The organism is Anabaena sphaerica FACHB-251, assembly GCF_014696825.1.
Classification (GTDB): Bacteria; Cyanobacteriota; Cyanobacteriia; order Cyanobacteriales; family Nostocaceae; genus RDYJ01.
On record NZ_JACJQU010000002.1, the window covers coordinates 94,795 to 109,643 of the forward strand.

General features: G+C 36.5%; 11 protein-coding genes. 3 read left to right on the top strand and 8 right to left on the bottom strand.

From position 1 onward, the window contains the following. Window positions 1-226: 226 nt before the first annotated feature. The gene (gene cheB, locus H6G06_RS04115; RefSeq protein WP_338422908.1) at window positions 227-1,291 is read right to left on the bottom strand and encodes a chemotaxis response regulator protein-glutamate methylesterase; all 1,065 of its coding nucleotides are present in this window, start codon (window positions 1,289-1,291) and stop codon (window positions 227-229) included. 232 nt (window positions 1,292-1,523) lie between these two features. Continuing rightward, window positions 1,524-4,082 carry a dynamin family protein gene (locus tag H6G06_RS04120; RefSeq protein WP_190557378.1) on the bottom strand — a complete coding sequence of 853 codons (2,559 nt, stop codon included), beginning with the start codon at window positions 4,080-4,082 and terminating at the stop codon, window positions 1,524-1,526. A 150-nt stretch (window positions 4,083-4,232) separates the two neighbouring features. On the opposite strand from H6G06_RS04120, the gene H6G06_RS04125 reads away from it, so the two are divergent. From H6G06_RS04125 to H6G06_RS04135, 3 genes are read left to right on the top strand one after another with little or no spacing between them, the layout of a single operon-like run. Next, on the top strand, window positions 4,233-5,498 hold the full coding sequence (locus H6G06_RS04125) for a hypothetical protein (RefSeq protein WP_190557380.1): 1,266 nt from the start codon (window positions 4,233-4,235) through the stop codon (window positions 5,496-5,498). Continuing rightward, window positions 5,470-5,967, top strand: a complete 498-nt coding sequence (locus tag H6G06_RS04130) for a PIN domain-containing protein (protein ID WP_242039592.1) — start codon at window positions 5,470-5,472, stop codon at window positions 5,965-5,967. The genes H6G06_RS04125 and H6G06_RS04130 overlap by 29 nt, the downstream gene beginning before the upstream one ends. Beyond that, window positions 5,948-6,175, top strand: a complete 228-nt coding sequence (locus H6G06_RS04135) for a hypothetical protein (RefSeq protein ID WP_422387042.1) — start codon at window positions 5,948-5,950, stop codon at window positions 6,173-6,175. The genes H6G06_RS04130 and H6G06_RS04135 overlap by 20 nt, the downstream gene beginning before the upstream one ends. 32 nt (window positions 6,176-6,207) lie before the next feature. Here H6G06_RS04135 and H6G06_RS04140 read toward each other — a convergent pair whose 3' ends face one another. From H6G06_RS04140 to H6G06_RS04165, 6 genes are all read right to left on the bottom strand, one after another. Further along, window positions 6,208-8,604: a hybrid sensor histidine kinase/response regulator gene (locus H6G06_RS04140; protein WP_190557382.1), complete on the bottom strand. Its 2,397-nt coding sequence runs from the start codon at window positions 8,602-8,604 to the stop codon at window positions 6,208-6,210. After that, on the bottom strand, window positions 8,601-9,350 hold the full coding sequence (locus tag H6G06_RS04145; protein WP_190557384.1) for a chemotaxis protein CheW: 750 nt from the start codon (window positions 9,348-9,350) through the stop codon (window positions 8,601-8,603). The genes H6G06_RS04140 and H6G06_RS04145 overlap by 4 nt, the downstream gene beginning before the upstream one ends. 2 nt (window positions 9,351-9,352) lie before the next feature. Then, window positions 9,353-11,029: a methyl-accepting chemotaxis protein gene (locus H6G06_RS04150; RefSeq protein ID WP_190557386.1), complete on the bottom strand. Its 1,677-nt coding sequence runs from the start codon at window positions 11,027-11,029 to the stop codon at window positions 9,353-9,355. A gap of 66 nt (window positions 11,030-11,095) precedes the next feature. Then, window positions 11,096-12,733: a methyl-accepting chemotaxis protein gene (locus tag H6G06_RS04155; RefSeq protein ID WP_190557388.1), complete on the bottom strand. Its 1,638-nt coding sequence runs from the start codon at window positions 12,731-12,733 to the stop codon at window positions 11,096-11,098. A gap of 278 nt (window positions 12,734-13,011) precedes the next feature. Further along, entirely contained in the window at window positions 13,012-14,250 is a 1,239-nt protein-coding gene (locus H6G06_RS04160; protein ID WP_190557390.1) for a CheR family methyltransferase, read from the bottom strand. Between the two features lie 22 nt (window positions 14,251-14,272). Continuing rightward, complete coding sequence (locus tag H6G06_RS04165; RefSeq protein WP_242039593.1) at window positions 14,273-14,746, bottom strand: chemotaxis protein CheW; 474 nt, start codon at window positions 14,744-14,746, stop codon at window positions 14,273-14,275. Between the last annotated feature and the right edge of the window lie 103 nt (window positions 14,747-14,849).

Consider the following 14,849-nt stretch of genomic DNA (forward strand, 5'->3'; position numbering starts at 1 on the left):
ACTGTTAACTTTCCGGAGAAAGCCAGTTTATTTTGGAGTAATATTTACGTAATTTTTGGTATTTATTTAAAAATTAAAAAGAGTAGAAATTAAATTTTAAGTAAATTTACTGGAAATTTTAGATTTAAGTATCAGATATGTCAGAATAATCAAGACTTTTAGAGCCGATCTGAGATATTATTCTGACTCCTGCTTCCTGACTTCTGGCAACAGTTCGTATTTTATCTCACCATCTGGCTAAGGATTTTGTACAGGCTGGGGCGATCGCTTCAACTGGTAAAATTTGTACTACTGCATCTAATTCCACTGCGGCTTTGGGCATTCCATAAACGACACAGGTTTTGCTATCTTGGGCGATGGTGTGCCAACCCATATCCCGGAGTAATTTTAGACCTTGAGCGCCATCCCGACCCATACCCGTCAACAACACTCCCACACCGTTACCCTGCCAATATTTAGCCACAGTTTGAAAAAAGACATCAACTGAAGGATGGTAGAAACTATTGAGAGGTTCTTCCTGATAGTCAAGAGTTTGGTCAGGACGCATCACTAAATGATGATTTGTACCTGCAACTAACACTTTACCTGGTTGTGGTAAATACCCGGATGTAGCCAGATGAACTGGTAAAGAAATTTGTCCATCTAACCAAGTAGCGAAACCTTGAGCAAATTGGGCATCAAGATGCTGGACAATGACCACAGAAGCATTTAAATTTTGAGAAAATTGGGACAGAATTGTTACTAATGCTTGGGGACCACCAGTGGAAGAACCAATGACTATGAGGGGTGGGTGTAGTTCTGGGGAAGTTTTGGGTTTGAGTTGTGTGTCAAATTGCGATCGCGGACGGGAAGATTTACCGATTAATCTAGCAATAGTAGCAATTTTATTGAGTAACCTAGTGCCACCTTCTGTTTGTTGACCATAACCAACCGCTGGTGTGTTAACAGCATCTAAAGCTCCATAACCCATAGCTTCAAACACTTTAGCTGCATAGCGATTGACACTGGCTGTCACCATAAGAATAGCACAGGGAGATTGACTCATAATGTGCTTTGTAGCTTCCACCCCGTCCATCTTGGGCATGACTACATCCATTAATATCAAATCTGGAGTATCTTCTGCACACTTAGCAACGGCTTCTACTCCATCATAAGCAATCCAAGCTAAATCATATTCAGGAATTTTTGCCAAAATGCGTCGCAGTGATTCCGTAGCGATGATTAAATCATTAACAATAGCAATTCTCATAAAACAGTCGTATTTGATTTGTAAACGAATTAATGAAAACATAGATACAATAGCTAATCTATTGTACAATTAACTATGTAACTCGCTGATAAAATATGCAAAATACTCTAACTATATAAGTGATAATTTATCGGTTTAGCGGTGGGATAATAATTTTCGTAAATGATAAATTAATCTCAGAACTAGAGGATCTGGAGGTGTAGAGAGATTAAGATCCCCGACTTCTTGTATCAATTTATCATTTATTCACAAGATAAAAAAAGAAGTCGGGGATCTAGTATTTAATTATAGTTTGTAATTCTTTCTGTACTTGTTCAAGTTCTTGGCGTTTTTGGTTAATAAATGATTTTTCTATTTCTCGTTGTTCTAGAGTTTCTTGGTGAGCTTTTTCTTGTTGCTCTATCAAATTTTCATACAATGAAATTGCTTCTGCAATTACTCGACTAGATCCTTCAATTCTGCTATTAAAAACTGTATTAATAATTTCGTCTAGCTTTTCTGAAACTTTCTCTACTGATTCTTCAAACTTCTGAAAGCCTATGTCATAAACTTTCTGCTTTATTTGGGTACTGAGTCCATCAAAATCTAGTAATCCAAAACCAAAAGAACTAGCAATTGTAGCAGCAACAGCAGCTACAATAACTGCAATGAATCCAAGTCCTGTAAATACGATTAATCCAGCAGCTAACGCACCACCTACTCCAATTCCTCCACCAATTCCGCCTAAACCCATAAAATCATCACTTATACCTCCAATAGATAACTTCATTTGTTGACTAAAGTTAGTTTGAATTTGTTGGTCTAGACGTTGAAAATCACCTTGAATCGCGTCTAATTCATAAGCAATATTAGCATCTAAATATTCTATACCTTCTTTGAGAATAATATCTTTTAGTATTTTATTACCCCATTCATCTATTTCTTTTGATAGATCCCTAATAAATTGATTTGTGTAATCTTTAATAAGTTTATCTTGACTAAAAACTGGGTTGTGTTCAGAATGCCAATATACGCTTTTTTCCGCCATTCTATCACCTAATTCAGCACGCCATTCATCATAAGATTCACTAGCTTTTTCATACACTTCATCTATTACGCTAGATACTAATACACGAATTCTGACATCTCTCCCACTTACTTCACCTATTTTTTCTAAAATTTCTAGTTTTTGCGCTTCGGAAATTTGAATTTTACCTTCTAAAGTTTGCTCTGATTGGGATAGACTATTTAAAGATTTGTGAATGACTCTATTTATCTGTTCAACAGATTGGTGAATTTTTACTTTTCCACTTTCAAAAGTTAGAAATTTCTCAAGAGACAAAGTAAAATCTTTAAATGATTGTAAATATTCATCATTATTTCCGTTTTGAATTGATTTTAATGCTGCTTTAGCTGAAATGTAATGTACTCGATTTATCTCTTTTAAAACTATTAAATTTTCTTTTTTAACAAAATTTTCAAGTCTTTGTTTTATATCTTGAACATCTTCCTCATTATCAAGGTTATCCATAAAGTTTACTAATACAAAAAGATTCTCAGCAGGTTCTTTATCAGAACTATTATTAAGCTTATATCTTACATCATGCAGTAATTCTTTTTCTTTTTCAGGAAGTAGACGGGTAGCATTAGTTAAGAAAATAGCTGCATCTGTATTTGTGAGTATTTTATGAGTAATTGCTGTTCTTTGAGGATGTTCATTTAATCCGGGGGAATCAATTATTTCTACACCACTTTTACATAAAGTTAATTCAGGATGTTCAAAAATAATTTCTTCAATTTCAGATTGTGCTAGTTCATCACTACGGTGATCTACTGCGGCTTCTTTAGAAATACTTGCTTTTGCTTTATACTGGTCAAAAGCAATTTCCTCCACTCTTCCATCTTTATAGTGACAAATTACCCGTTTTTGAGTTCCATATTTGAGAACTGTCACTGCACCACTACAAGGAACTGCTCTCACAGGCTGAATTTCTTCGCCTAACAAAGCATTTAATAACGTTGATTTACCTTGACTAAATTCACCAATAACAGCTAACCTAAATCGCTGATTTTTAATTTTATTAAATACTTCTGTAATATCATCTATCAAAGTAGAAGGTAAGAAACTATGATCTTTACATTCGTGAATTATTTGGGAGACTAAGTTACAATAATTATCTAATTCCTGACGATAGATTTGGAACTTTTTCAACTCATCATAAGATAAAATTGTATGCTTTTGAGTAGTTTTAATTTCTGGTTTAGCAGGTAAAATTGCCAACATATCACTTGCAGCTTTTACAAAGACTGTATCAAGTTCTTGAAACCGAGAAGAATCTAGTAAAAAATGTACTTCATTTAAAGCATTTGCTTCAATATTTCCTTCTTGAGTAAATGCAATTTCAAAAATTGGTAAATATTGTGATTTAACACCCAGATTTTTAGCAACTATTTCTAAATATTGCTTTTCCCGTAAATCAATTTCACCATCTGCGGCTGACATTTCATAACCAAAACCAATTAATAATATTTTTTCTGATTCGGAAAGTGGCAATGTTAACTTTAACAAATCCTGAATTTTTTTATAAGTTTGATTTTCTTTAACTCCTTTAATCATCAAGTTTGTTAATTTCTGTACATCACTATTTGATTGACTAAATCGAGATAAAATTTTCTGTAAATGTTGTTTTTCTTCTTCTGAAACTGTCCCATCTACAAATATTACTCCCATTAGCACTGTTACTAAAGCAGCTAAAAATAATACCTGTGGTGTGATATCCCGTTGGCTCAGTTTTTGTCCTGTGATGCGTGATAATAAATCAACAGTCTCAGAAGTAACTCGTGAAGTATCCATAAAAATCACCAGTGGATAGAGTGTGTAAAAATTATTATTCCCTAATTTAATCAAATTTAACCCATTTACCGCACAATCACGGTTCTTAGTGTTGAAATTTATCAGTTAAGCTATAAAAGTACATATTGATTCAATAAGCTCTACAAAGATATGATGTATCAATTTCCATCTCTCATTCAAGCTGGTATTGAAGCTGGTAAATATATCCCCGTCTTTAGTAATGGTGTACCCCTAAGCATTGCTAGAGATGCTGTTACAGGTCAGTTTGTGTCTCATGCTATTGGTGTTGTCAATCCATTATCACCACTTGTATCCGCTCCTAATTTTCTCATGACTGGTATACAGATGTATCAAAATCAGCAAAATTTTACAGCAGTCATGGGTAGCTTACAAACTATCCAAAACAGCTTGGGAGTATTACAAGCAACAACTGCCATCATCGGTGTAGGAACAGTTGCAGGTGTAGCATTAACAGCAGTGAACCTACACCAAACCCTGAAATTACGGAAAGAAGTTGAGCAAATGCGGTTAGAGGTCAAAAATGGCTTTATTGACTTGAAACAAGCCTTAAAAGACCAAGGAGCAGAAATTAGACAATTAATTGAACAGGTAGCCCAAGATATCAAATTTGAACAACATCGCACAGTTTTAATTAGAGCCTATGGTTTATTTGTGCAATCTATAAACCGTTTACGTTCAGCCATGCAATTACAAGATATTAGCCGCAGAAATGCAGAAATTGACGCTGCTAGAGGAATGTTATTTGAGGCTTTAGCAGATTACACAAATCCGCATTTATTAGCAGAAACTTGTGCGGCTGGACAACTCCGCAGATTAGAATGCTCTTGGGCTATTGAACAAGCAATTATTACAACTTATCAAGTCCAAAATGAAGTTTCTGCTGTGAGCGATCGCCTATTACAATTACAAAATAAAATATGTGAAGATGCCCATACTGTAATTAATCAATGTGAATCCCACGACGAACTTGATTTTCTCTTTCCTGAACTTACCCGCATTCATAATCATGATTTAGTAATCATCGAATCATGGCAAAATCATGTAGATTGGGTAAAATCTCTACCTCCAGCAGAATTAAAACTTTTAAATAGTGCTGATTTTAATAATTCTGAAACTACCCAAACTATCACTAATTCAGAAATACCACCAGAACAAATCAGCTATGAAAATATAGCCAAAAAATCTCATTTTTATTCCTTACGTGATCAATTATTATTTATGTTTGCGCCAGAATTACGCCGGGAGTATGAAAATTATGTCAGTCAACAAGCTGCAAATTCTGGATATAGAACATTAGTTACTTCTAATTTACAACTAGCATCAGATTTAACCGTTGCTAATCTTTTTCACTATTTTAATATTAGAGATGAACACAACCATGAGCAAACAATATAGAATATATTTAGATGCTTGTTGTTTAAATCGTCCCTTTGATGATCAAACACAATCCCGCATTTACCTAGAAGCACAAGCAATTATGACTATTATAAATCAATGTCAATCAGGAATGTGGAAACTAATTAATAGTAGTGCTTTAATTTCCGAATTAAACCAAACACCTGACATAGATAGACTACAAAATGTGAAAAAATTACTCTCCATTGCTAAAATAAAAGTTATTAATAGCTCTTTTATTGAAAACAGATCCGCCGAACTCCAAAAATTAGGATTTTCTAGTTATGATGCTACTCATATTGCCAGTGCAGAAAGAAGTCAGGCTGATGTATTTCTAACTACAGATGATAGACTTTTGAAAAAAGCACAAACAAATTCTCCATTAATTAGCGTCAAAATTAATAACCCTGTGCAATGGTTGACAGAAGTAATACAAACAGAGGAAAGCAATGATGAAAACCCAAAATGAAATTATCAAACAAGGCTTTAATGCCTTAATTAACTCTCTAGGAATTACCGATACTATTCGGTTTATTCAATATTTCAGTCCTGGTAGTGGAGACTATACTAAAGAACGTCATCAATGGTTAGATGAAAAAACTTTAACACAAGTGTTAGCAGAAATCAAACAATTGGAAACAGAAGATACTAATCAATATGAGGAAATAATTGAGTAATCACAAAATTCAAAATCCAAAATCTAAAATTATTACCCCTCACCAATAACATCAATCACAGCTTTTAATAAGGTACTATCATGAAAACTGCTTTTAGTTAAATAATAGTTTGCTCCTGCTTCTAAGCCTTGAATCCGGTCTTCTTCTCTGTCTTTATAAGAAACAATAATCACAGGTAAATTTTTCAATTTGGCATTAGCTCTAATTTGGGTGGTGAGTTCAAAACCATTCATCCGGGGCATATCAATATCCGTTACCACTAAGTCATAATCACCACTGCGGACTGCATTCCATCCATCCATGCCATTGACAGCTACATCTACTTTATAACCATTATTTTCTAACAATTTGCGTTCCATTTCTCGGACAGTAATGGAATCATCAACAACCAAAATCCGTTTGTAGGTTTTGATCACTGCTTGATGAGTTGACTGATTGACCTGACTAAGTTGCCCACTAGCGATAATTTTAGTAATAGAACGGACAAGATCCTCGACATCGACAATTAACACTGGAGAACCATCATCCATCAAAGCACCAGCACTCATGTTAGGTACTTTCCCCAGTCGGGAATCTAGGGGGCGGACTACTAAACTACACTCACCGAGAAAGCGATCTACAACCAAGCCATAATAGTTGAGGCGATTACTGCCAGTGATGCGTGTTACCCCATCGCTGATGACAACAACTGACAGGAATTCTTTGTTGATATTGTGTGATGGTAATTCTAGAACTTGATGAGCCGAGATCAAGCCTACTGGTTGATCGTTGAGCATAAAAAACGGCTGATTTTCTGAAACAATAATTTCTGATTTAGGCAACATCATCAACCGTTCAATTCGTGCTAGTCCAAAAGCATAAGGTTCGTGAGCTATTTCTACCAATAAGGTACGCAGAACTGACAAAGTGAGGGGCATTTGCAAGTATAACGTCATTCCTTTACCCAATTGGGAAGCCGCCCGCACAGTTCCACCAACTTCTCGCACGGTGCTATGTACCACATCCAAACCCACACCCCTACCAGAAATCTCGGTGACAGTTTTGGCTGTGGAAAAACTTGGTAAAAATAGGAATTCCATTAACTCAGTTTCGTTGAGTTGGGTGGCAATTTCGGGATTAATATGGTTTTTATTGATGACCTCTTGACGCAAAACTTCGATATCTATTCCCCTTCCATCATCGGAGACGGTAATTAATAACATTCCGGCTCGATGGAAGACTTCAATCCGAATTGTTCCCTCTTCGGGTTTACCGACTGCAAGACGTTCTTGTGGTGTTTCAATCCCATGATCTATGGCGTTTCGCAAGATATGCAATAAAGGAGCCTCTAGCCGTTCTAGGATGTCCCGATCTACAAGGGTAGATTTGCCGATGATTTCTAGATTTACCCGTTTACCTAATTCTCTGGCTAAGTCTCGCACCATGCGCGGAAAACTTTGTCCCCTCTCAGCAAAGGGTGTGGCGTGAGTAGCGATGACTTGACGATATAGACGATCTCCCAGGTGGGAGAAACGCTGGCAAAATAATTCTAGTTCGTTATGGCGATCGCTCAATAGCTGGCGACATTCATTGGCTGTTTGCCGAGCATTGCTCATTTGCTCTTCTATTTGCCTGTTTCCATGACGCTGATGCTCAACTTCAGCATTACCCCATAACTTCTGTAATCCATCCAATAGGCTGGATAACTGGACTTGATTTGCTTTTAGCTTCAGCAACGAGTCAGCAAATGTCTCTAACCATTTGGCTTCAACTAAGGATTCCCCTGCTAAACCCATTAAACGATTGAGGTTATCTGCACTCACTCGCACCACTCGTTGTTGTAAGATGTCTGGGGATTGGGGACTGGGGACTGGGGATTGGGGATTGGGGATTGGGGATTGGGGATTGGGGATTGGGGATTGGGGATTGGGGACTGTATAAGAGGCTAAGGGTATTAATTCTTCTTTCTCCCCTACTCCCCCTACTTCCCCTCTGCTCCTCTGCTCCTCTGCTCCCCTGCTACCCTGCTCCCCTGCACTTACTGGGGATTTAATGATATTAGCGATCGCACTCACCAAATCTTGGATACTACCATCGTTAAATTCGGGTTCTGGGTTGCTAACACAAGCTTCAGCCATCTGTAACAGCATATCTACTGCTTGTAGCAAGACATCGACATCAGCCGCAGTTAAGGTTATTGTTCCTGACTGAGCAGCTACAAAGCAGTCTTCCATTGTATGGGCTAGGGTGACAGCTGGATCAATCTGCACAATCCGCGCTGCTCCCTTGATTGAGTGGGCTGCACGCATTAAAGCTGCTAGTTCTTCTATGGGGTTGGGCTTGGTTTCCAGTGCTAACAGTGAGTCATTCAACACTGTACCCTGGGCTTTTACCTCCATGCTGAATAAGTCCAATAAGGAAAGATGACTGAAATCTGACTCTTGTCTCATGACAGTAACTTTCTCCTTAAGGACATGAATAATAATTCATCATCTATGTAGCTCAGGCTGCGTGATTCCCAGTGAAAAAATCCTTTTGTGTAGGTGTTAATTGCTGATGTCGCACTGTTTGGAGGATCTCTTAATTCATCGTCATGAAATCGGTATAACCCATAAAATTCATCTACAGGAAATACCCAGGTGTTACCCCCTTTTTCAATTACTATCATGCGTGAATAGACTATAGGACTTAAGGCTTCCGGTAGGGTTTGGACAGTTTCCAAATGTAATAAGTTGCTCAAAGAAATACACAATTGCAGTTCTCCTCGGATATTCACCAATCCTTTTAATATTTCGTTGCTGCGATGGGGTATGGTGTGAATTAAAGTGGGTGATATGGTTTCTTTTAAGACTTGCGCCGACAGTGCCAGCCATTCTTTTTGTAAACGGAAAATAGCTACTGTCAGGGTTTGTGTTGTGGTTAAGGTTTCAGATTCTGGTTGGAAATTTACTAGCTTATTTTTTCCCTCTACTTTTGTCTTTGAGAAAAACTGAGTCCATTCATTCTGATAGTTTTCTGGGATGGAACGATCTAGTAAGTTGCGTCCAGCAGAAGAGTAAACGGGACAATTACGGCAGTGGATAAAATGGGATAATTCTGGACAGGTGCGATAGCTAGGCTTGCCGAAGGCATCGCCTGCAATCCCAATCACATTCCAGCAACTTTCTACATTTGATAGCTCAGTTATGGAATTCATGATTAATTCTCTCCCATCAATTTATTACTGTTGCTGACGTACTGCTCTCCAGCATTATTCACTTTGAAACGGCTCATCTCTTGACGTAAACCTTGAGCAACTTGATTAAGTTTAGTAATAGCCTGATTAATTTCTCGTAAAGAAGCAGCAGTTTGCACAGAATTACTACTCAACTGTGACATAGCATCACTAATTTGTATTGCTCCTTGAGACTGTGCTTCCATACCTTGACTTACCGCTTCATATCTGGGTGTTAACTCTTGTACTTGCTCAATAATTTGCCCAATTTGACTACTAATATCAGCCACATCTTCCACACTTTTTCCTACTTCTGCTGCAAATTTATCCATTTCCATCACACCTGTAGAAACGGATGATTGCATTTGTTTGACCATTTGTTCAATATCTATTGTTGCTACTGCTGTTTGATCTGCTAACCGCCTAATTTCTCTGGCTACCACTGCAAAACCTAAACCATATTCCCCTGCTTTTTCGGCTTCTATGGCTGCATTTAATGACAGTAAATTCGTTTGATCTGCCACCTTCGTAATTGTGACAACTATATTATTAATATTATTGGCTTTTTCACTTATTACTCCCAATCTGGCTGCGATAGAATTTGTTGCTTCTACCAGTTGTCTCATGGTTGTTTCCATTTGTAATAAGTCTTTTTGACTATCACTTGCTGCTACTGTTGTGGCTTGGGATAGGGCGGCTACTTCTTCTACTGTTTTGACTAATTCTTTGGAGGTGGCTGATATTTCTTTAGCTGCTACTGTGACTTGGTTTGTTGAGGCTACTTGTTCTGTAATACTTGTTTCTAGTTGTTTCCCTGAGGCTGCTATTTGGGTAGCTGATGAGGTTACTTGTATGCCTGATTGTTGTACTTGTTGTATCAGGCTACTTAAATTATGGGTCATGTTTTGAAAAGCATTGAGCAGTTGTCCAATCTCATCTTTGCTATTTGATGTACCTTCAATCACAGATTGAGTTAAATCTCCCGAAGAGATTTTTTCTGCTGCTTCTACCGTTTTGGCAATTCTATTACCTAAAAATTTAGTAATCAAAAAATTAGCAATGACTACAACAGATAAAGATAATATAGAGACAGTTAAGGCAGCTAAAGTCAGCAAGTCTATAGAAGATTGTGTTGCCGTAATACTTCTTTGTAAATTCTCTTTTTCATACTGATTAAATTCATCACTTATTTTTGTGAATTCATCAACAAGATCCCTTGTATCGTTAAAAACTTTAATCAGTTCATTTTTGTTTGTACCACTACTAGCCCTCCTTACCGTATCGTCTTTTAAAGAATTATATTGATTATATAATTCCAGCATTCTATCTATTCTTGCTTGCTGCTTGCTATCTTTAACTACACTTTTAGCTTTTTCCAATCCTGTCTGAAACTCTTGTTGATGTTTTGCATATTCTCCTATAGCATCTTGATATAATTGTGGATCAATAACATATCTTTGCAGACGACGATGCATATTCAGTCCAGCAATTACCATTTCATTTTCTCCATCAATTGCTATTTGAGCAATATTAACTTGCTTCAAAGTTTCCCTAGTTTGATGAGAATTGGCATATACCATTAAACTAAACACAACCATCAAAACTGTTGGTACAGAGAAGCCTAATAATGTTAAATCTTTGATTTTCCAGTTAGTGAACATCTAAATTATTTCCTAAATTTATGGTATTTTAGTAATCTATGTTTCTCAAAAATCAGATAAATATCTTCACCTATTATCATGAACTTTAAAGCGGCTCATCTCTTGACGTAAACCTTGAGCAACTTGATTAAGTTTAGTAATAGCCTGATTAATTTCTCGTAAAGAAGCAGCAGTTTGCACAGAATTACTACTCAACTGTGACATAGCATCACTAATTTGTATTGCTCCTTGAGACTGTGCTTCCATACCTTGACTTACTGTTTCATATCTGGGTGTTAACTCTTGTACTTGCTCAATAATTTGCCCAATTTGACTACTAATACTAGCTACATCTTCCACACTTTTTCCTACTTCTGCTGCAAATTTATCCATTTCCATCACACCTGTAGAAACGGATGATTGCATTTGTTTGACCATTTGTTCAATATCTATTGTTGCTACTGCTGTTTGATCTGCTAACCGCCTAATTTCTCTGGCTACCACTGCAAAACCTAAACCATATTCCCCTGCTTTTTCGGCTTCTATGGCTGCATTTAATGACAGTAAATTCGTTTGATCTGCCACCTTCGTAATTGTGACAACTATATTATTAATATTATTGGCTTTTTCACTTATTACTCCCAATCTGGCTGCGATAGAATTTGTTGCTTCTACCAGTTGTCTCATGGTTGTTTCCATTTGTAATAAGTCTTTTTGACTATCACTTGCTGCTACTGTTGTGGCTTGGGATAGGGCGGCTACTTCTTCTACTGTTTTGACTAATTCTTTGGAGGTGGCTGATATTTCTTTAGCTGCTACTGTGACTTGATTTGTTGAGGCTACTTGTTCTGTAATACTTGTTTCTAGTTGTTTTCCTGATGCTGCTATTTGGGTAGCTGATGAGGTTACTTGTATGCCTGATTGTTGTACTTGTTGTATCAGTTTACTTAAATTTTGTGCCATATTTGTGAGCGTAGTCATTAACTTGCCGATTATATCTGTGGAGTTACTGTCTACATTGACTGTCAAATCACCAGCCGAAACTTTATCTGCTAAAGTGAAAGCATTTTGCAAGGAACGACTCAAAGCACGACCCGGAATTAAAATAGTAGCTAGTGAAACTATTATAACTGTGATCACAATACAGAAAAAATTTCCCCAAGTGACTAATTTAGAAAATTGTTGAATTTCTAAAAGTTGCTTTTTTTGTTCTTCTATTTTTTTGTCTTCTACTTGTAATAAATAATCAATATTAAGCCTGATTTCATCCATTATTTTTTTACCTCTATTAGTAAGAACTAACTCTAATAATTCTTTTTCTTTACCGTTTCTCTTTAAAGCGATTGCTTCTTCCAATTCTTGAATTTTATTGGTAGACAAGTTTTGAATAATTTCAATTCTTCTGATTTTATCTCGATCTAAGGATATTTGTTCTTTTAATTCATTAAATGCAGGATTTAGTTTTAATTTAGCTTCTTCAAAAGGCTCTAAATATTCATCTTTTTTTGTAATTACAAATCCACGTTTCCCAGTTTCAGCATCAAGTAAAATTTTTTCTAGCCCTTTTAAGTCCGCCTTAGTTTCATAGGTATTATTTACCAGATTGTTAGCGGCTCTGATTTTTTCATTCGTTGATTGGGCAACCAAGCTGGTAACAAAGGTTAATACAACTATTACTCCACAACCACCGAGTACAAATTGATTAATTTTCAGTCCTTGTTGCATATTTTTAGTAGGTTTTCACCATTTTTCAGAAATATAGACTTTCAACCTTATTCCCTATTACCTATTCTCTGTTCCCTGCCGTATATACAAAAACCCCATACTCATTGTTTCAACTTAATGAAATAGCCTAACATGAGTATTACCATATTCAAACTATAGCCGTCCTATTTGAGTTCTGATAGCTTGCGTGATGTAGCCATACTTATTTATGAAGGCTGGGTATTGAGTTTGTTCACGTTTCATTTAGAATTGCTATATAAAATTGATATTAATTAATATCAATTCTGAAGCCGTTGGATGCGCTGCCAAAGAATATTAGCACTCACTACATCTCCCTGATTTTCCTTCAGTAAAGCTAAGTGAGTTAAGGCTTCTCGGTGAGTAGGTTGCAGATAAATTGCTTTTTGGAAGGACTGTAAAGACTCTTGATTATTTCCCATTGCTTGCTGTAGTTGCCCTAGCAGAACATAACCTTCTACGCTAACCTTATTTTGTTTAATATAGTCGTTACATAGTTGAATCGCTTCTGGTAAGTGGCCTTGATCTGCTAATAATTTGGCAGTTCCTAGTAAATTGGCTTTAGTATGTTGGGGTGAGTTATTTACATTTAAATTGACAGGATTTTGTGTTAAATTCTTGTCTATTATCGGTCGTATTGAGTGAGTTAGACGATAATTTTTATGACTATTTTTGTGTTCTTTAGGTTTGAGTAAACTATGAAAAATAGCAGATTTCCGATAGGCAAACGCTAAAGAATGACGTATTGATACAAAGCGAGATTGCAGCAATAGGCCTGCTTCTGCGTGTCCGACAAATAATAAACCTTCTGAAGTTAATACCCGTTCTAAAATTCTAATGGTGCGTTCTTTCGTTGTGATATCAAAGTAGATTAACAGGTTACGGCAAAATACAATATCATAAGTTGGCATTCCTATCAAAAAATCCGGGTCTGCTAGATTACCGTGCATAAAATGCACCTTAGATTTTATTGGTTCATGCAGATGGTATCCTATTTCATGGCGTTGAAAATAGCGTTCCTGAAAGGAGAGGGGATTACCACGAAATGAGTATTGATTGTAGATTGCTCTTTGAGCAGTTAGCAGACATTTTTGGCTAATATCAATTGCATCAATGTGAAAATTAGCTGGATTTAACCCTGCTTCTAATAAAGCGATCGCTATAGAATAAGGTTCTTCACCTGTGGAACAAGGTACACTCAAAACCCGCAATATACTATTTTTGTGATTTGTTAACCATTCTGATACTACATATTGCTGCAAATATTTAAAAGATTCTCGTTCCCGAAAAAACCATGTTTCTGGAATAATTAAATTGTCAATTAGTGCATCCCATTCTTGCGGATAAGTCTGAATTATTTCTAAATAACTATTAATATTGGTGATTCTACATTCTAACATTCGTTGTTCTATGGCTCTGGCGATCGCATCAGAACCAATTGAGTTAGGATCTAACCCAATTTTTTTTCTCAGTAAAGCTTCGCCATCAGAATATATCATTTTTAAAACGGCACATTAATTATTATTTATATTCGCTATGAACTTCTGCTACAAGATAAGCTTGTTGCACCTCTGACAACAAGTATTCTACGTGAAGACACTGAATCATGCCTTGCTCATCTACAATCATTTTACCCAAGTAAGGTGGTTTATCTATCTGAATATCCACCTCAACTAAATCGATATCCGATTTTTGCAATGTTTCTATAACTCTTTGCGCCATCAAACCCATAATATGGGGTGTAGACTCCTCTGTCGCATCCCTATCCCAATGATTTATTAAAATAATCCGAGTACTCAAGTGTTCTACGCAACTTTGATTACCCATCAACTGACAAAGATCAATTACGGGAATAATCCGCCCCCGGTAGTTAAAAACACCAGCAAAATACTCAGGTGTATGGGGAAGCTTAGTGAGGTTAACAAGGGGTATAACTTCTACGATTTGTTGACTAGCTATGGCGTAGCGTTGATTATTAATTTGGAAAAGTAGCATTAACATCAACTCACCTCACCCACGTTGGAATTACTTTTACTTTAAAGATAACCTGTGATTTGTGAAGTGAACAGGTGAGGGTGTGGGTCAGTTATCAGTTATC

Coding starts and splice junctions, on each gene's coding strand:
- cheB (WP_338422908.1), bottom strand. CDS start 1,291: ATGTTTTCATTAATTCGTTTACAAATCAAATACGACTGTTTTATGAGA.
- H6G06_RS04120 (WP_190557378.1), bottom strand. CDS start 4,082: ATGGATACTTCACGAGTTACTTCTGAGACTGTTGATTTATTATCACGC.
- H6G06_RS04125 (WP_190557380.1), top strand. CDS start 4,233: ATGATGTATCAATTTCCATCTCTCATTCAAGCTGGTATTGAAGCTGGT.
- H6G06_RS04130 (WP_242039592.1), top strand. CDS start 5,470: ATGAACACAACCATGAGCAAACAATATAGAATATATTTAGATGCTTGT.
- H6G06_RS04135 (WP_422387042.1), top strand. CDS start 5,948: ATGATGAAAACCCAAAATGAAATTATCAAACAAGGCTTTAATGCCTTA.
- H6G06_RS04140 (WP_190557382.1), bottom strand. CDS start 8,604: ATGAGACAAGAGTCAGATTTCAGTCATCTTTCCTTATTGGACTTATTC.
- H6G06_RS04145 (WP_190557384.1), bottom strand. CDS start 9,350: ATGAATTCCATAACTGAGCTATCAAATGTAGAAAGTTGCTGGAATGTG.
- H6G06_RS04150 (WP_190557386.1), bottom strand. CDS start 11,029: ATGTTCACTAACTGGAAAATCAAAGATTTAACATTATTAGGCTTCTCT.
- H6G06_RS04155 (WP_190557388.1), bottom strand. CDS start 12,733: ATGCAACAAGGACTGAAAATTAATCAATTTGTACTCGGTGGTTGTGGA.
- H6G06_RS04160 (WP_190557390.1), bottom strand. CDS start 14,250: ATGATATATTCTGATGGCGAAGCTTTACTGAGAAAAAAAATTGGGTTA.
- H6G06_RS04165 (WP_242039593.1), bottom strand. CDS start 14,746: ATGCTACTTTTCCAAATTAATAATCAACGCTACGCCATAGCTAGTCAA.